Origin of the sequence: Bradyrhizobium sp. th-b2 (genome assembly GCF_000426785.1) — a bacterium.
In the GTDB taxonomy this organism is placed as follows: domain Bacteria; phylum Pseudomonadota; class Alphaproteobacteria; order Rhizobiales; family Xanthobacteraceae; genus Bradyrhizobium; species Bradyrhizobium septentrionale.
Map to the genome: position 1 here is coordinate 12637 of NZ_AUGA01000046.1, position 16372 is coordinate 29008.

Below are 16372 nucleotides of genomic sequence, written 5' to 3' on the forward strand. Positions count from 1 at the left end.
CCTTTAGCGAATTTCCATGTCCTTCCAGCGTTCCTTTTCGCTGGCGGCCTGGAAGATCGATGCCTTTGCCAGTGCCTCGGCCTCCTTGGCCTGGGCGACGGCGGTGTCGAAATCACCAGCCTCACCGGCCTTTTTTGCGGCAGATAGCGTCGCGGCGGTGGTGGTCCACTGGTTGCGCAGGCTGCCTGCTTCCTTGTTGGCGGCTTCGGCCGCGGCATAGGCCGCCTTGTAGTCAGCCTCGGAGGCGGCGAGGGCACCCGTCGCTGTTGCGAGCAGCAGGGCTGATGCCGTGAAGATGGTTCTCATGGCCGCGCTCCCGGACCCGAGATCGGCAGGCCGTTGCTGACGTAGGACAGATAATATTCGAGGTTGCGATACTCGTCGTCCTGCGGATTGAGCGGCACGCCGCGGATCTGGCTGTTGCAGGTGGTGAAGCGGCGGCTGGTGGTGCCCATGCCCGACCATTCCGAGCGGTAGATCGGCATCGCGTTCAGGATGCCGAGCGCCGGCGCCAGCACCTCGGCGCGGATCCGTTCGCCCGGGCTCTGGATGTGGCAGGTGGCGCAGGAGAAATTGAGCTGGCCGCGGCGGGTGTAGAAATACTCCTTGCCCTTCTGATAGGCCTCCAGCGCGCGCGGATCGTTCGGGATCTTGATATCCATCGGCTTGCCGCGCGAGGTGAAGGCCATGTAGGCGGTGAGCGCCGCCATGTCGTCCTTCACATAGGAGAACGGCGCCTCGCCATTGGCCTCACGGCAGCGGTTGAGCGCGAGCTCCAGCGTGACGACCTTGCCTTCCTTCTCGTCGAAATAGGGATAGTTCTGGCGGATGCCGATGCCTTGGTTCGGGAAGCAGTCGGCGTAGGTCTTGCCGTTCTTGAACGGCGTCGAGAACATCTCCTTGCCGGCTTCGAGCGAGAACTCGTAGGGCGGAAACTCTTCCTTCTCCAGCCACTGCTTGTGCAGGTCCTCATTCATCGAATAGGGACCGTTGACGAAATCCTCGAGCTTCAGCTTGGGGAATTTGCTGGTGAAGAATTTCTGGAACGCGGCCTTGTCGGCGGCGGGATCGACGGTGTCGGCCGCGCGCGCCGCCGGAGCGCACGCCAGAACGCCGAGCGCAAGCGTTGCGACCAGATTTTTGTTTGGACGCGTTTTCTTCACGCGAACCGGCGTCCACTTCGCTCGAAAACGCTCTAGAGTGCGGATTGCGAAGCGCCGCGTCATTGAATTTTCGCCGTGGCGGTGTCGGTCGCGCCCTTGTTGTCGACCCAGCTGACCTTGAGATCGTCGCCCTTCTTGCCGCCTTTGAAGGCGAACTTGACGTAGGGATCCTTGGAGACGCCGCCGCCCCAGTCGGCGACGAACACCGGCTTGCCGTCATACTCGAAGGTCAGCACCTGGATGAAGTGCGGCGGAATGATCTCGCCCTTGGCGTCCTTGACGAAGCCGGAATCCATCGGATGCTGGATCAGCGCCTGCACCTCAGTGGTGTCGCCGTTTGACGTGGCGCGCACGCGAATGCTCGATGCCATCGGTTTTGTTCCTATTGTTTGCGCATGATCTTATCGGAAAACCGGTTCCCACTTTGCACTAACGTGGCCCTCTGGGTCCGGATCATGCGTACTCAGCCGCCGCAGCCGCCGACGGTGACCTTGATTTCCTTTTGGGCGCTGTAGAGCTTGCCGCCGGCCTCGACGATCACGGTAACGTTGCTGGTCTTGGCCATCTTGATGCGGTTGGCGACCGTCGGCAGCGTGCCGGCCGGAATTTTGTACGAGGCGACCAGCGAGATCGGGTTCTCGCTGACCAGAAACGAGATCGAGGTGACGTCTGATAGCGTCGTCGTGGCGGAGATCGGCACCACAGCGCCGTTCTCGGCGATCTCCGGCGCGTCCATCTTGACCTTGTCCGAGGGCTCGGCAGTCTTGCCGTAGAGCGCCTTGATCGCGTCGGCCTCGCTCTTCTGCTTGAACGCGTCTTCCGGATATTTGTCATTGGCGGCGGCGAGCGCCTGCGGCACGTCGAACGGAATGACGCCGAGGCCGATCAGTGCGGCGACGCCGGCGCCTTTCAGCAGCAGGCGGCGTGTCTTGAAGAATTCGCTGGTCGTGATGTTCATCGAAAAAATCTCCTCAAGCGGCGGTCGCGGCGTCACAACGTCTGCAGGAAGTCCACCACCGCGTTGATTTCCTTCTCGCTCAAAATCCGGTTTCGGCCGAACGGCGGCATCACGGTTTGCGGATTGCGCTTGGTCTCGTCCGTCACGATCGCGACCAGCTCATCGCGGCTGTATTTCGCCTTGAGGCCGGTCAGCTCGGGGCCGATCGTGCCGGGCAGGTCGCCGCCCTTGATGACATGGCAGGTCAGGCAATTGCCCTTGCCGCGGTCGAAGGCGAGTTTCTGGCCCTCGGCGGCGGATTGGGCCTGCGCGGGCACCGCCATGGCGGCACCTGCCAGCAGCGCCAGGACGAAGGCTGGCTTGGAGAAAGTGGCGATCAAGGACGTTTCCCGGGCTTCTATCTCGATGATCCCATCGCAATATAAAGAGTGGAAAGCACAAAGGCCATCGGCTGGCAATGTGGAGAATGGTTGCGAGGCAGAGGGCGGTTAATGCGCTTTATGGCGCATGCGCCGACACGAAATAGCGCCCGTCACCCCCGCGCAACGGCTCCGCCGTTGTCGCTGGAGGTGCGAGCCTTGCGGCGCAATTGCGCCGTTGAGCGAGCCTCGAAGGGTCGACGGCCCGACTGTGGCCGTGCATCCTTCGAGGCTTGCAAGAGCTCGCACCTCCAGCGACAAAGGCGAAGCCTTTGCGCGGGGATGACGGGTTGGGCGGTATGCGATGCGGGTTCCGCTCTTGCCGATGGCACGTGCACGGTTCACAAGCGGCTGGCGTGAGGGAGAGAAGCGGTGGCGGAGTTCGTGGTAGAGTTCGGCAAGGATGGCCAGCCGGTCGAGGCGGATGGGCGGCTCGACGCGGCAGCGTTCCACCGCAACCATCAACCGATCTGGGCGGTCCTGAAACGCTTCCTCGCCGGCCAGTCCGGCGACGTGCTGGAAGCCGGCAGCGGTACCGGCCAGCATGTCGTGTATTTCGCGGGTCAGGCGCCCGACATCATTTGGTGGCCGAGCGACCTCCATCCGGCCCATCTGCGCAGCATCGCTGCCTGGCGCGCGCATGCCGGGCTTGCCAACATCCAGCCGCCGCAACCGATCGATCTGTCCGATCCGGCCTGGTCGCCATCCGACGGCAAAGGTCCGGACAAACTGCTCGCGATCTTCTGCGCCAACGTGATCCACATCGCGCCGTGGCGCGTCGCCGAGGGCCTGTTCGCCGGCGCCGCCCAGCATCTGCGCTCCGACGGCCGGCTGTTCCTCTACGGCCCGTTCAAGCGCGACGGCAAGCACACCGCGCTCAGCAATGCCGTGTTCGACACCTCCTTGCGCGAACGCGACGCCGAATGGGGCGTCCGCGATATCGCCGAGGTCGAGAAGCTTGCGGAGAGCGTCGGGCTGAAGCTGGCCGGTACATTCGAGATGCCGTCCAACAACATGATCCTGATGTTCGTGCGCAAGTAGCCGCGCTCAGGCGCTGTTGTCGATCCAGCCGATCTTGTCCTTCAGGAAGGTGTAGCCGAGTGCGATGAAGGCGGCGCGTTCCCGGTTGTCCTTGCCGTAGCCATGGCCGCCGGCGGCGGGCTCGTAGAGATAGGCCTCGTGTCCCATCGCCTGCAGCTTGGCCGTCATCTTGCGCGCGTGTCCGGGATGAACGCGGTCGTCGCGCCTCGTGGTGGCGATCAGGATCGGCGGATAGTGCTGTCCTGACTTCGCCGCATGATAGGCCGAGTAGGTCTGCAACCAGTCCCACTGCTCCGGCTTGTCGGGATCGCCATATTCCGCGATCCAGCTCGCCCCGGCGAGAAGCTTGGTGTAGCGGCGCATGTCGATCAGCGGAATCGTGCAGAACAGGGCGCCGAACCGTTCCGGATAGCGCGTCAGCATGTTGGTGATCAGGATGCCGCCGTTCGATCCACCTTCCGCGGCAATCCGGCTGGCGCGTGTCACGCCGCGTCTGACCAGATCGGCAGCGACCGCGGCGAAGTCATCATGCGCCAACCGCTTGCCAGCATTGCGGCCGGCATCGTGCCAGCGTGTGCCGAACTCTCCGCCGCCGCGGATGTTCGCCTGCACCGTGGTGCCGCCGCGCTCCAGCCACAGCTTGCCAAGCGCCGAACTGTAATAGGGCTTCACGGCGAGGCCGAAGCCACCATAGGCGCTCATATAGACCGGAGCGTCGCCGGTCTCGGTCGCAGGCCCGGTCTGCACGTAGGGGATGCGCTCGCCGTCGACCGAGATGGCCTCGTGCTGGGTGGTCACGAGCCCGTCGGCGGCGAATGTCTTCGGCGCCTGCTTCAACAGCGTCGGGCTCGCGACGCCGTCGACCAGCATCAGGGAGGGCGGCGTCAGCGGGTCCTGCACATTGGCCAGCATGTCGCCGTTGCTCTCGGACTCGTGCACATCAAGGCGCCAGACATCGACCACCCCGATCTCGGGAAGCCCAGGCAGATTCCGGCGGGTCCAGTCATTTGCCGAGGGTGTGCAGAGTTCGAAAACCGGTCGCAACTCATCCAGGATCGACAGCACCAGTACGCCGTCGGTCCAGAAAAATCCCTGCAGCGCGCGCCGCGCGCCCGGTTCGAACACGACAGTGAAATGGCGATCGCCTGCGAGAAAGGCCGACAGCGATATGCCGAGCACGGAATCGGCCGCATAGGTCTTCTCCGCCACGGTCCATGCCGAGCGCAGCTTGACCGCCAGCCAGTCCTGCTGCGCTTCGAGCCAGATGTCGGTCGGCAGATCGAGCTTGGTTTTCGCGCCGGTCTCGTCGCCGAGCCAGACCTTGAGATTGAAGAAGTCGATGCGATCGGTGAACCAGATGCGGGGACTGGGCCCAGTTCGGTCGCCGCCGCAATATGCTGCCATATGGTCGGCGGGTACCTCGAAAATCACCGGAGCCTGTTCGACGGCCTCGCCACGGCGCCAGCGCCTGACGGTGCGGGCATAGCCGGAGGTCGTGGCCATGCCTTCGCCAACCACGCTCGCCAGCAGCAGCGTATCGGCTTCGGCCCATTCGGCGCCACTCTTTGCTTCCGGCAGCACAAATCCGTCAACGACGAAGCTCTTCGCTTCCAGATCGTATTCGCGCAGCGTGGTGGCATCGCTACCGCCGCGCGACAGACTCACGATCGCGCGCGAACCGGCTTCGGGAGGCGCATGTGTCCAGCTCAGCAGCCAGTCCTTGTCTTCCTCGATGGCAAGATTGTCGATATCGAGCAGAATTTCCCATTCGGGGTTCGGCTTGCGAAACTCCTCAAGCGTCGTCCGCCGCCACAGGCCGCGCGGATTGTTCGCGTCCTTCCAGAGATTGTAGAGCAGTCCGCCGCGGCGCGTGACGTAAGGGATATTGTCCGGCCGGTCGTAGATCGCGGCCAACAGGTCGCGGTCAGCCGCAAATCGCGGGCCGCCGAATTTTTCCAGCGTCAGCCGGTTCTGCCGTTCAACGAAATCGAGTGCGCGGTCTCCCTCGATATCTTCCAGCCACAGATAGGGATCATCGTCAGGAGCGGCGAGAGTGGGCCTTTCGTCTGGGGACACAGCTGACTCCATCGACGATGATAGGGGGAGCTTGACGATCATACTTGATCTACGCGGACGCCCGCTTGCTGTCCATTGCGCGTCGTGTGGCGAACATCGCGTGTGGATCAACTATAGGCGAGGCACCAGCTATCCCCGCGCAGCCAGCAGCGTTCGTCGGGAATGTCGGCATCGCGATGGAGCCGCGTCACCTTCTGCCAGCCGCCGCGGGCGAAGGCTTCGGCCAACGCCTTTTCGGACGGTTCGTCACGGCCGCCGTCGCAGGGGATGATCGCGACCGGTGATATCCAGGACGCCTGATAGCCTGCCCCCTCGCGCCGGATGCGGAACACCGCACCGGATCGCGCCACCTGCTCCGGCGCGCCGCCCTTGAATCCCTGATCCGACGTCAGCGGCAGGATCAGGCGACCGCCGTCGGCGAGGCCGTCGAGCCATCGCGCGGCAGGCCGGGTGCAGCCGGCGTTGACGTAGATCACGTCGGCCGAATCGAACGCGACACGCGTGCCGTCGCCCTCGATGATCTCGACATTCCGGCAGGGAGCAAGATTGACACGGGCGCGTGCCGCAAGCTCCGGATCGTATTCGATGCCGGTGACGCGGCCGGTCGGTCCGACCAGATGCGCGAGGAGTGCGGTGTAATAGCCCGTGCCGGTTCCGACATGCACCACATGGTCGCCGGCGGCGGGCGAAGCCTGGTGTATGAGATGGGCGTGCAGCGAGGGCTGGCCGTTGTTGAGACTGCGCCCGGGCAACAGCGCGACCAGATCGTTGGTGTAGAGATAGACTGGATCGGCATCGGGCGTCGGCACATAGTCGCGGGTCCACCATCGCAGCATCATCCACGGTCCCGGGCCGACGAAGTCCTCGCGCGGAATGGCGGCGAAGGCCGCGGCCACGCGTGTGTCGCTGACGGCGGCGGCAGCCATGATCTGCTTGGCATAGGCGGCGCGGATGATGCGGAGTTCGGCCTGCCGGTCCATGTCTGCTCTCCTCTGCGTCTCGTTGTGTTATTTGACACATTGGGGTGTGTGAAATAGCATACCCTGATAACGGAGGCCAGAATGAAGAGACGGCTTTATCCGGCCGTGCTGGAGCGCGGGCCGCGCGGCGCATTCGGGGCATGGTTTCCGGACTTTCCGGGCTGCGTTGCCGCGGGGCGATCGCAGGAAGACGCGATCGAGCGCGCCGAGCATGCGCTGGCGCAGACCGTCGACGGCTGGGTCGAGCAGGGCAAGCCATTGCCGGAGCCGACCCCGATCGAGCGCATCGTGGCGCCGAAGGGCTCGGACGTCGCCGCCTTCTTCATGGTCGGCGTCGACCCGCCCGACCCGTCCGAGCGCGTCAACGTCTATCTGCCGAAGAGCCTCATCGCACGGATCGACAAGCATGCCGCCGGACTTGGCATGAGCCGTTCAAGCTTTTTCGGTTTCGCCGCGACGCTTGCGCTGGAATGGCACGTTCACAAGCCGTACCTCGTGGGGCCGCGCTCCAAGGTGCACAAGACCGGCGCGCTGCGCGCCGAGAAGCGTCCGGGCAAGAAGCCGGTGCGGTAGAAGATTTGCTCTCGAGCCGCCATCTGCTCTTTCACCGTCACCCTGAGGAGCGCGCTCTTGCGCGCGTCTCGAAGGGTCGACGGCCCGGCTGGTGGCCGTGCATCCTTCGAGACGCGCGTTCCGCGCTCCTCAGGATGACGGGACTGATAGAAGTGTCGGCCCTGCAATAGCGCACGAGGGCGGTGCGCTCTCTTGTGCGCCTCCCGCATGGCGTACGTTCGTTTGCGCCGGTTGATCGGCCTGCACCGGCTCTCCATAGTGCCGGCGTTGGAGGCTCCCGCCGGGGCTTCAGTGCGGGACCACCGATGATCGACGTGACAGCTGCGGAGGAGACGAGCGACGATGCGCGGGCGCGCAGCAATGTGTGGCGGCTTGCCGCTGCGCAGGCGCTGACCGGCGCCAATTCGGCCGTGATCTTTGCCACCGGCTCGATCGTCGGCGCGACGCTGGCGCCGAACGTTTCGCTCGCCACCGTGCCGCTCTCGATGTATGTGCTCGGGCTCGCCGCCGGCACGCTGCCGACCGGCGCGATCTCGCGCGCCTATGGCAGGCGCGTCGCCTTCATCGTCGGCACCTTCTGCGGCACGCTCACCGGCGCGCTCGGTGCCTGGGCGATCCTGCATTCGTCGTTCTGGCTGTTCTGCGGCGCGACCTTCCTCGGCGGGCTCTATGGCGCCGTCGCGCAGTCCTATCGCTTTGCCGCGGCCGATGGCGCCAGCGCCGCGTTCCGGCCCAAAGCGGTGTCCTGGGTGATGGCCGGCGGCGTGTTCGCCGGTGTGCTCGGGCCGCAGCTCGTGCAATGGACCATGGACATCTGGTCGCCTTATCTGTTCGCGTTCTCCTTCGTGATGCAGGCGCTGGTCGCGCTGGTGGCGATGGCGGTGCTCTCGGGCGTCGACGCACCGAAACCCGCGGCGGCGGATCTGCATGGCGGCCGCCCGTTGCTCGAGATCGCAAGGCAGCCGCGCTTCATCGCCGCGGCGCTGTGCGGCGTGATCGCCTATCCGATGATGAATCTGGTGATGACCTCGGCGCCGCTCGCCATGAAGATGTGCGGGCTGTCGGTCAGCGATTCCAATTTCGGCATCCAGTGGCACATCGTGGCGATGTATGGCCCGAGCTTCTTCACGGGCTCGCTGATCGCGCGGTTTGGCGCACCTCGCATCGTCGCGCTCGGGCTGGCGCTGGAGGCGGTGGCCGCGATGATCGGGCTGTCGGGTATCACGGCGCCGCATTTCTGGGCGACGCTGTTCGTGCTCGGCGTGGGCTGGAATTTTGCCTTCGTTGGCGCCTCCGCGCTGGTGCTGGACACGCACCGGCCGCAGGAGCGCAACAAGGTGCAGGCGTTCAACGATTTCCTGGTGTTCGGCATGATGGCGATCGGCTCGTTCTCGTCGGGCCAGCTGCTCGCCCATTACGGCTGGAACGCCGTCAACTGGGTAGTGTTCCCGCCGGTGCTTCTCGGGCTTGCCGTGCTGGCGCTCGCCTCATTCGCCAAGCGGCGGGCGAAATTGCGCACGGTGGAAGAAATCCCGAACCCGAGCCTCTAATGCTTCTTGTTTGAGCATGATCTCCGCGCAAACGCTTCGCGTTTTTCGCGAGGGAAAACCGCTTCGCACTTTTCCGGATCATGCTCCTGCCAATTGCTGACACTTCGATCGGTTTCGAAATGACCGGCTTGCACGGCTGCTCACATCGTGGGAACGGACTACTCCGGCCATGACGATGTGAGAAGAAGCAAGAGCAAGAAATGGACGCATCATCGCCCGCGCAATCAGACGAATCCTCGCTTGGTTACGAGGGCTGGCGCATCGTCGTCGTCTGCTTCCTGCTTGCGACCTTCGGCTGGGGATTGGGCTTCTACGGGCAGAGCGTCTATGTCGCCGAGCTGCAGCGGCTGCACGGCTGGCCGGCGTCGCTGATCTCGTCGGGCACGACGTTCTTCTATTTGTTCGGCGCTGCGCTGGTTGCCTTCGTCAGCGAGGCGATCAAGGCGTTCGGTGCGCGCAGCTGCCTGATCGCCGGCACCTTCGCGATGGCGGTCGCGGCGGTTGCGATCGGCGAGGTGCGCGAGCCCTGGCAGCTCTATCTTGCCGATGCGCTATTGGCGTTCGGCTGGGCCGGCACCAGCCTCGGTATCATCACCAACACGCTCGGCCTGTGGTTCGACAAGAAGCGCGGCATGGCGATCAGCCTGGCGCTGAACGGTGCGAGCTTCGGCGGCATCGTCGGCGTGCCGCTGCTGGTGGCGGGGATCGGCGCGTTCGGCTTCTCCGGCGCGATGATCGCGGCCGCCGTACTGCTGATCGTGGTGATGGTGCCGGTGATCCTGATCTTCGTCGGGCGGCCGCCGGCGCATCTTCACGCGGTGACTTCAGCCGCGGCCGATGCGCCGTCGGCGACGCAGCTGCGCGCGCGGGCGCTGCGCGACATCCGCTTCCTCTCGGTCTCGATTGCCTTCGCGCTGGTGCTGTTCGCCCAGGTCGGCTTCATCGTCCACCTGATCGCCTATCTCGACCAGGTGATCGGCCGCGAGCGCGCGACGGTGGCGATGGCGCTCTTGACCGCGATGGCCGTGGTCGGCCGCGTCTCCTTCTCCTTCGTGATCGACCGGCTCAACCAGCGGCTGGCATCGGCGCTGTCCTTTGTCAGCCAGGCGATCGCGCTCGTGATCATCATCAATGTGCATAATGACCTCGCGCAGATCGCCGCTTGCGCGCTGTTTGGCCTCTCGGTCGGCAATCTGATCACGCTGCCGGCGCTGATCGTGCAGCGTGAATTCGACCCGCGGGCGTTCGGCGTGCTGGTCAGCCTGATCACCGCGATCAACCAGATCACCTATGCGTTCGGCCCCGGCGTGATCGGGCTGCTGCACGATCTCTCCGGCAGCTACACGCTGCCGTTCTACGGCTGCATCGGCCTCGAACTGATCGCAGCGGTGACGATCATGATGAAGGGGAAGTAGCCCGGATGAGCGAAGAGTAATCGGGACCGCTCGATCGATTGGCGAGAAAGCCGCAGATTGCGCTGCACTCCATCCGATCTACCTTTCCACCTCCCCTTGAAAAGGGGAGGTCGCTTTGCTCGCAGAGCAAAGCGGGTCGGGATCTGCTCTCTCCACTTACAGCAGAGCCCGCGGCTGACCCCCATCCCGACCTTCCCCCTTTCAGGGGAAGGGGAATAAAGACCTGTAGCAGGATGCGGCGAAGCGCGATCCGGGCTACGAAATTATCCGGGCCGCGGAATTACACCGCGCGCTGCTTCAACAGATCGTCGAGGTCGAGCCGTCGCGTGAACATCGCGAGCTTGCCGTCGGCGCTGCGTGGCCATTCGGCTTCAGGCCGGTCCCAGTAGAGCTCGACGCCGTTCTCGTCGGGATCGCGCAAATAGAGCGCCTGGCTGACGCCGTGATCGCTGGCGCCGTCGAGCTGGATGCCGGCGGAGAGCAGGCGATGCAGCGCGTCGGCGAGCGCCGGGCGGGTGGGATAGAGGATGGCGGTGTGGAACAGGCCGGTGGTGCCCGGCGGGGGCGGATGGCCGCCCTTGCTCTCCCAGGTGTTGAGGCCGATGTGGTGGTGATAGTCGCCGGCCGAGATGAAGGCCGCGTCCGCGCCCAAGCGCTGCTGCAGCTCGAAGCCGAGCACGCCGCAATAGAAGCCGAGCGCCCGGTCGAGATCGGCGACCTTGAGATGGACATGCCCGATCCGCGTGCCCGCGACGATGGGAGGATTTTGCGGCATCGCCTGGCTCCGTTGGCGTCAATGCCTTGCCGTCAGGGGCAAGGCCTCAGCGCATGATATAGGCCGGATTTGCCGGGACCAGAGCGACTGATCCGGAAACGCAGCGTTTCCGCAAGCGCCATCCTTGGTGGAGTCTATGCGAGCTCGGACAGTTCGCCGCCGGGCAGCTCGAACTCGAACGCGTTCAGCGTCATCGACACCATCGTGTAATAGCCGCAGAGGCCGATCACCTCGACGAGGCCGCGCTGGCTCAGCACCTCGACGGCCTCGTCATAGAGCGGCTTCGGCAGGCCGTGGCCCTCGTGCAGCGCCTTGGCGACGTCGTAGATCATTTTGGCCTTGGGGTCGTCAAAGGTCGGCGTCCGGCGCACGCGAATGTCCTCGATGATCTTCGGGTCGAGGCCGCCCTTCAGCGCGAGGCGCTTGTGGGCATACCATTCGTAATGCGCGGTCCAGTGCCGCGCGGTGACGAGGATCGCGATCTCCGACAGCTTTGCCGGAAAGATCGTGTCGAAGCGCAGCACCTCGCCGAGCCGCGTGGCATGCCGCGCCATCTCCGGGCTGTTCAGCCAGGCCATCATCGGCGCCGGTGGCGCGCCGCGCTTGCCGGCGATCGACTCGTCGTAGGTTTCTTTCTGGGCGGCGGTCATTTCGCTAGGCGAAAGCAGCTTCAGCCGCATGTCCGTTTCCTCTTGTTTTTCAATCGTTACCTGTCTCGCCGATACACCCGATCACGCGAGGTGACCACCGACGCCAGAGCATGGCGCGGCCGCGAGGCATATTGAATTCGGCGGCCGCGCAGGTCTAAGGTCGATTCCAATTCGTCGATTTTGACTGGAAACGCACCATGGCTGACCTCGAGAAATTCCGCGCGGAGACCCGCGCCTGGCTGGAGCAGAACTGCCCGCCCGAGATGCGCAAACCGATGACCTCGGATGGCGACACCTTCTGGGGTGGCCGCAACATGAAATTCTCGTCCGACGCGCAGCGCGTCTGGTTCGAGCGGATGCGCGACAAGGGCTGGACCGTGCCGCATTGGCCGAAGGAATATGGCGGCGGCGGCCTCGATGGCGAGGAGGCCAAGATCGTGCGCCAGGAGATGGCCGCAATCGGTGCGCGCGCGCCGCTGACCTCGTTCGGCATCTCGATGCTCGGGCCGGCGCTTTTGAAATACGGCACCGAGGAGCAGAAGAAGGAGCATTTGCCGAAGATCACCGCGGGCCTGATCCGCTGGTGCCAGGGCTATTCCGAGCCGAACGCCGGCTCCGACCTCGCCTCGCTGCAGACCCGCGCCGTTGGCGACGGCGACGACTACATCATCAACGGCCAGAAGATCTGGACCTCCTACGCCAACTACGCCGACTGGATCTTCTGCCTGGTGCGCACCGATCCGGCGGCGAAGAAGCACGACGGCATCAGCTTCATCCTGTTCGACATGGCATCAACGGGCGTGTCGACCAAGCCGATCCTCTTGATCTCGGGCTATTCGCCGTTCTGCGAAACTTTCTTCGACAATGTCCGCGTGCCGAAGTCGCATGTCGTGGGCACCGTCAATCGCGGCTGGGATGTCGCGAAGTACCTGCTACAGCACGAGCGTGCGATGATCTCGGGCATGGGCGAGCGCGGCGTCGGCCGTCCGCTCGGCCAGATCGCTGCCGACTCGGTTGGCGCCGATGCGCAGGGCAAGCTCGACGATGCGCAGCTGCGCAGCCAGATCGCGAGCTTCGAGGTCGATGAAGCCGCGCTTGCCGCGGCGGCGGAACGCGCGGTCGATCTCGCCAAGGCGGGGCAATCGCATCCGGCGTTCTCCTCGGCGATGAAATATTACGGCACCGAGCTCAACAAGCGGCGCTACGAGATCCTGATGTCGGCGGGCGGCATCGACGCGCTGGAATGGGAAAGCGACCGCTCCAAAGGCGGCGCCCGTCCGCGCGCCTGGCTGCGCACCAAGGCCAATTCGATCGAGGGCGGCACCTCGGAGGTGATGCTCGGCATCGTCGCCAAGCGCATCCTCGATCTGCCGGGGGCGTGATCTTCACCTCCCCCTGAAAGGGGGAGGTCGGCGCGCTCGGGAACGCAATTGCGTTCCCTGAGCGCGACGGGCGGGGGTCAAGCCGCAAGCACGGAGCAAGCGGCAGACCCCCACCCCAACCCTCCCCCTTGCAGGGGGGGTCAACAGTTGGAAAATTCATCGTCGTCATTTCGGAATCGATCCATGGCCCTCGTCCTCACCGAAGAACAATCCATGCTGCGCGACAGTGCGCGCGGCCTCATCAGCGACAAGGCGCCGGTCGCGCATCTGCGCGCCTTGCGCGACAGCAAGGATGCTACGGGCTTCTCGCGCGAGCTCTGGAAGACCTTTGCGGAGATGGGCTTCTCCGGCCTGCTGGTGCCGGACCAGTTCGGCGGCAGCGGGCTCGGCTGCGTCGAGGCCGGCATCGTGATGGAGGAGATCGGCCGCACCTTGATGCCGTCGCCGTTCCTCGCGACCTCGGTGCTTGCGGCCTCGGCGCTGTCGCGCGGCGGCAGCGAGGCGCAGAAGGCGCAGCATCTGCCGAAAATCGCCTACGGCTCGCTGCTCGCGGCGTTGGCGATCGACGAGGGTGCAAAGCATCGCCCGCTGCAGACCAGATTGCAAGCGACACGCTCGGGCAACGGCTTCAAGCTGTCCGGCGACAAGGCCTTTGTGGTCGACGGCCACACCGCCGATCTTCTGATCGTGGCCGCGCGCAGCGCGGGTAGCGCCGGCGAGAAGAACGGCCTGACGCTGTTCCTGGTCGATCCGAAGGCGAAGGGGCTCGCGATCGAGCGCACCGCGATGGTCGACTCGCATAACGCGGCGCGTATCGTGTTCGACAAGGTCGAGGTCAATGCCGACAGCGTGCTCGGCGAGGTCGATCAGGGCTTTGGGCTGCTCGAGGGCGTGCTCAACATCGGCCGCGGCACTGTGGCGTCCGAAATGGTCGGCCTCTCCGACGAGGTGTTCGGCCGCACCGTGACCTACCTCAAGGAGCGCAAGCAGTTCGGCAAGGCGATCGGCGAATTCCAGGCGCTGCAGCATCGTGCCGCCGAGCTCTACATCGATATCGAGATCACCCGCGCCGCCGTGCTGAAGGCGCTGCAGGCGCTCGATGCCGATCTCGACAAGGCGGGCAATGCGGTTTCCGTCGCCAAGGCGCGCGCCGGGACGACCGCGACGCTCGCCGTCCAGGAAGGCGTGCAGATGCATGGCGGCATGGGCATGACCGACCAGTTCGACATCGGCTTCTTCATGAAGCGCGCCCGCGTCTGCCAGGAGCTGTTCGGCGACAGCAATTTCCACGCCGACCAGCTGGCGCAGGGCAAGGGGTACTGAGGCACGGGAGCCGTCGCTACACGCACACTGTCATCGTCCGGCTCGACCGGGCGATCCAGTATTCCAGAGGCAGCCGTTATTGAGCCGAGAGGCCGCGGCGTACTGGATCACCCGCTTTCGCGGGTGATGACAATTGAGAGTGGGGCGACAGCGGTGGTCTAGGCCGCGCTGCCGATCAGCGGCGGCGACATCTCCGCGCAACACACTGTCATCGCCCGGCTGGACCGGGCGATCCAGTATTCCAGAGGCGTTCGTATTTGAGCCGAGAGGCCGCGGCGTACTGGATCATTCGCCTTCGCGGGTGATGACAATTGAGAGTGCGGCGACAGCGCTGGTCTAAGCCGCGCTGTCGATCAACGGATCGGCGGCGCGTACTGGACGCCGCCGGCGTTCCAGAGCTGGTTCATGCCGCGCGGGATCTTCAGCCTGGAGTCGGCGCCGACGTTGCGGTCGTAGACCTCGCCGTAATTGCCGACATGCTTGATGATGCGCACGGCCCAGTCCTTGGTCAGGCCGAGATCCTCGCCATAGGCGCCCTCGGTGCCGACCAGCCGCATCACCTCCGGCTTCTTCGATTTCAGCGCCTCGTCGATATTCTTCGAGGTGATGCCGAGCTCCTCGGCGTTGATCATGGCGTAGAGCGTCCACTTCACGATCATCATCCAGTCGTCGTCGCGCAGCCGGACCACCGGCGCCAGCGGCTCCTTGGAGATGATGTCGGCCAGGATCGTGTGGTCGCTCGGCTTGGAGAGGTTGAGCCGCAGCGCGTAGAGCTGCGAGGCGTCCGACGTCAGCGTATCGCATTGGCCGGAATCATAGGCCTTCACGACATCGTCCAGCTTGTCGAACTTCATCTCCGTGTACTTCATGTTGTTGGCACGGAAATAGTCGGCGAGGTTGAGCTGCGTCGTGGTGTTGGATTGCACGCAGACCTTGCTGCCGTTCAGGTCGAGCGCGGAATCGATGTTGCGCGCGCGGGGCAGCATGAAGCCCTGGCCGTCATAATAGGCGACCGCCGGGAAATAGAGGTCGTAATTGGTCTCGCGCGACATGCTCCAGGTGGAGTTGCGCGAGAGGATGTCGACCTTGCGGTTCTGCAGCTCCTTGAAGCGCTCGCTGGCGTCGAGCGGGACGAACTTCGCCTTCGACGGGTCGTCGAAGATCGCCGAGGCGACCGCACGGCAGAAATCGACGTCGAAGCCGGTCCAGTTGCCCTTGTCGTCGGGGATCGAGAAGCCCGGCAGGCCCTTGTTGACGCCGCACAGCACGTCGCCGCGGCGCACGGTGCGCTTCAGCGTGCGGGTGTCGTAACGCTCATAGGTGATGGCGGCTGCCGCAACCAGCACGGCGACCGCGAGCCCGATCGTCAGGCCGCCTCGAAATGTACGCATGGGTTCTTTCTCGCGAGTGATCGGGGGAAACGGGCGGATATCGGACGCTACAGTTCGGGCTTCTGGCGGATGATCACCTTGGTGCCGACGGGAACGCGGCTATAGAGATCGGCCACGTCGTTGTTGACCAGGCGGAAGCAGCCGGAGGAAACAGCGGTGCCGATGGTGTCGGGCCGGTTGGTGCCGTGGATGCGATAGACCGTGGTGCCGAGATACATTGCGCGTGCGCCGAGCGGGTTGCCCGGGCCGCCCGCCATGAAGCGCGGCAGATAGGGCTGGCGCGCGATCATCTCCGGCGGCGGCACCCAGTCCGGCCACTCGGCCTTGCGGGTGATGCTGACCAGGCCCTGCCACGTGAAGCCCTCGCGGCCGACGCCGATGCCGTAGCGGAGCGCGCGGCCATTGCCCTGCACGAGGTAGAGATGGCGCTCGGCGGTCGCGACGATGATGGTCCCCGGCGCCTCATTGGTCCGGTAATACACCACCTGCTTCTGCCATTCCGGATCGAGCTCGTAGCCGTCGTCGGCGACCAGGCCGGGCTCATCGGCATCGGGGCGGCTCTGGGCGAAGCCTTGCGACGTCGACAGCACGAGTGCGCCCGTGGCGATCAACATCCAGACCAGGTGACGAAGTTTCGTCATGCAAAGCTCTCCTTGTGGCGCGCGGCCAAATGGTT

17 protein-coding genes are annotated in these 16372 nt (G+C 64.8%); 6 read left to right on the top strand and 11 right to left on the bottom strand.

Going from position 1 to position 16372, the window contains the following annotated elements; all coding sequences use genetic code 11:
- Positions 1–3: 3 nt before the first annotated feature.
- The 5 genes from K359_RS0135905 to soxX form a co-directional block, all read right to left on the bottom strand.
- The gene (locus tag K359_RS0135905; protein WP_029083587.1) at positions 4–306 is read right to left on the bottom strand and encodes a hypothetical protein; all 303 of its coding nucleotides are present in this window, start codon (positions 304–306) and stop codon (positions 4–6) included.
- A complete protein-coding gene (soxA, locus tag K359_RS0135910) occupies positions 303–1136 on the bottom strand; it encodes a sulfur oxidation c-type cytochrome SoxA (protein ID WP_029083588.1) in 834 nt (277 codons plus the stop codon). Before soxA ends, K359_RS0135905 begins: the two co-directional genes overlap by 4 nt.
- 86 nt (positions 1137–1222) lie before the next feature.
- Positions 1223–1534: a thiosulfate oxidation carrier complex protein SoxZ gene (gene soxZ / locus K359_RS0135915; RefSeq protein WP_029083589.1), complete on the bottom strand. Its 312-nt coding sequence runs from the start codon at positions 1532–1534 to the stop codon at positions 1223–1225.
- Positions 1535–1626: 92 nt separating this feature from the next.
- Entirely contained in the window at positions 1627–2121 is a 495-nt protein-coding gene (soxY, locus tag K359_RS0135920) for a thiosulfate oxidation carrier protein SoxY (protein ID WP_029083590.1), read from the bottom strand.
- Between the two features lie 32 nt (positions 2122–2153).
- The gene (soxX, locus tag K359_RS0135925; RefSeq protein WP_051346599.1) at positions 2154–2444 is read right to left on the bottom strand and encodes a sulfur oxidation c-type cytochrome SoxX; all 291 of its coding nucleotides are present in this window, start codon (positions 2442–2444) and stop codon (positions 2154–2156) included.
- A gap of 468 nt (positions 2445–2912) precedes the next feature.
- Here soxX and K359_RS0135930 point away from each other — a divergent pair, with 468 nt between their 5' ends.
- Complete coding sequence (locus K359_RS0135930) at positions 2913–3581, top strand: DUF938 domain-containing protein (RefSeq protein ID WP_029083592.1); 669 nt, start codon at positions 2913–2915, stop codon at positions 3579–3581.
- Positions 3582–3587: 6 nt separating this feature from the next.
- On the opposite strand, the gene K359_RS0135935 is transcribed toward K359_RS0135930, so the two are convergent.
- Together K359_RS0135935 and K359_RS0135940 are read right to left on the bottom strand one after the other, a co-directional pair.
- Positions 3588–5657 (bottom strand): prolyl oligopeptidase family protein, encoded by a 2070-nt coding sequence (locus K359_RS0135935; protein ID WP_029083593.1) that lies wholly within the window; start codon positions 5655–5657, stop codon positions 3588–3590.
- A gap of 107 nt (positions 5658–5764) precedes the next feature.
- Positions 5765–6637, bottom strand: a complete 873-nt coding sequence (locus tag K359_RS0135940) for a protein-L-isoaspartate O-methyltransferase (RefSeq protein WP_029083594.1) — start codon at positions 6635–6637, stop codon at positions 5765–5767.
- An 81-nt stretch (positions 6638–6718) separates the two neighbouring features.
- Between K359_RS0135940 and K359_RS0135945 the strand changes: the two genes are divergently transcribed.
- The 3 genes from K359_RS0135945 (at position 6719) to K359_RS0135955 (ending at position 10175) form a co-directional block, all read left to right on the top strand.
- Positions 6719–7210 (top strand): type II toxin-antitoxin system HicB family antitoxin, encoded by a 492-nt coding sequence (locus K359_RS0135945; RefSeq protein WP_029083595.1) that lies wholly within the window; start codon positions 6719–6721, stop codon positions 7208–7210.
- Positions 7211–7515: 305 nt separating this feature from the next.
- The gene (locus K359_RS0135950; RefSeq protein ID WP_029083596.1) at positions 7516–8760 is read left to right on the top strand and encodes an MFS transporter; all 1245 of its coding nucleotides are present in this window, start codon (positions 7516–7518) and stop codon (positions 8758–8760) included.
- A gap of 200 nt (positions 8761–8960) precedes the next feature.
- On the top strand, positions 8961–10175 hold the full coding sequence (locus tag K359_RS0135955; RefSeq protein WP_029083597.1) for an MFS transporter: 1215 nt from the start codon (positions 8961–8963) through the stop codon (positions 10173–10175).
- A gap of 280 nt (positions 10176–10455) precedes the next feature.
- Here K359_RS0135955 and K359_RS0135960 read toward each other — a convergent pair whose 3' ends face one another.
- Together K359_RS0135960 and K359_RS0135965 are read right to left on the bottom strand one after the other, a co-directional pair.
- Positions 10456–10950, bottom strand: coding sequence for a VOC family protein (locus K359_RS0135960; RefSeq protein ID WP_029083598.1), 495 nt, complete (start codon positions 10948–10950; stop codon positions 10456–10458).
- Positions 10951–11084: 134 nt separating this feature from the next.
- Positions 11085–11630 carry a carboxymuconolactone decarboxylase family protein gene (locus K359_RS0135965; RefSeq protein ID WP_029083599.1) on the bottom strand — a complete coding sequence of 182 codons (546 nt, stop codon included), beginning with the start codon at positions 11628–11630 and terminating at the stop codon, positions 11085–11087.
- Between the two features lie 167 nt (positions 11631–11797).
- On the opposite strand from K359_RS0135965, the gene K359_RS0135970 reads away from it, so the two are divergent.
- Together K359_RS0135970 and K359_RS0135975 are read left to right on the top strand one after the other, a co-directional pair.
- Positions 11798–12982, top strand: coding sequence for an acyl-CoA dehydrogenase family protein (locus K359_RS0135970; RefSeq protein WP_029083600.1), 1185 nt, complete (start codon positions 11798–11800; stop codon positions 12980–12982).
- Between the two features lie 183 nt (positions 12983–13165).
- Positions 13166–14305, top strand: coding sequence for an acyl-CoA dehydrogenase family protein (locus K359_RS0135975; protein ID WP_029083601.1), 1140 nt, complete (start codon positions 13166–13168; stop codon positions 14303–14305).
- 353 nt (positions 14306–14658) lie between these two features.
- On the opposite strand, the gene K359_RS0135980 is transcribed toward K359_RS0135975, so the two are convergent.
- Both K359_RS0135980 and K359_RS0135985 read right to left on the bottom strand, forming a co-directional pair.
- A complete protein-coding gene (locus K359_RS0135980; RefSeq protein ID WP_029083602.1) occupies positions 14659–15696 on the bottom strand; it encodes an amino acid ABC transporter substrate-binding protein in 1038 nt (345 codons plus the stop codon).
- 47 nt (positions 15697–15743) lie between these two features.
- Positions 15744–16337: a L,D-transpeptidase gene (locus K359_RS0135985; protein WP_029083603.1), complete on the bottom strand. Its 594-nt coding sequence runs from the start codon at positions 16335–16337 to the stop codon at positions 15744–15746.
- Positions 16338–16372 lie beyond the last annotated feature (35 nt).

Bases quoted from the DNA above. Each gene is read 5' to 3' on its own strand.
- K359_RS0135905 (WP_029083587.1), bottom strand. From the start codon at position 306: ATGAGAACCATCTTCACGGCATCAGCCCTGCTGCTCGCAACAGCGACG.
- soxZ (WP_029083589.1), bottom strand. From the start codon at position 1,534: ATGGCATCGAGCATTCGCGTGCGCGCCACGTCAAACGGCGACACCACT.
- soxY (WP_029083590.1), bottom strand. From the start codon at position 2,121: ATGAACATCACGACCAGCGAATTCTTCAAGACACGCCGCCTGCTGCTG.
- soxX (WP_051346599.1), bottom strand. From the start codon at position 2,444: ATGGCGGTGCCCGCGCAGGCCCAATCCGCCGCCGAGGGCCAGAAACTC.
- K359_RS0135940 (WP_029083594.1), bottom strand. From the start codon at position 6,637: ATGGACCGGCAGGCCGAACTCCGCATCATCCGCGCCGCCTATGCCAAG.
- K359_RS0135945 (WP_029083595.1), top strand. From the start codon at position 6,719: ATGAAGAGACGGCTTTATCCGGCCGTGCTGGAGCGCGGGCCGCGCGGC.
- K359_RS0135950 (WP_029083596.1), top strand. From the start codon at position 7,516: ATGATCGACGTGACAGCTGCGGAGGAGACGAGCGACGATGCGCGGGCG.
- K359_RS0135955 (WP_029083597.1), top strand. From the start codon at position 8,961: ATGGACGCATCATCGCCCGCGCAATCAGACGAATCCTCGCTTGGTTAC.
- K359_RS0135960 (WP_029083598.1), bottom strand. From the start codon at position 10,950: ATGCCGCAAAATCCTCCCATCGTCGCGGGCACGCGGATCGGGCATGTC.
- K359_RS0135965 (WP_029083599.1), bottom strand. From the start codon at position 11,630: ATGCGGCTGAAGCTGCTTTCGCCTAGCGAAATGACCGCCGCCCAGAAA.
- K359_RS0135970 (WP_029083600.1), top strand. From the start codon at position 11,798: ATGGCTGACCTCGAGAAATTCCGCGCGGAGACCCGCGCCTGGCTGGAG.
- K359_RS0135975 (WP_029083601.1), top strand. From the start codon at position 13,166: ATGGCCCTCGTCCTCACCGAAGAACAATCCATGCTGCGCGACAGTGCG.
- K359_RS0135980 (WP_029083602.1), bottom strand. From the start codon at position 15,696: ATGCGTACATTTCGAGGCGGCCTGACGATCGGGCTCGCGGTCGCCGTG.
- K359_RS0135985 (WP_029083603.1), bottom strand. From the start codon at position 16,337: ATGACGAAACTTCGTCACCTGGTCTGGATGTTGATCGCCACGGGCGCA.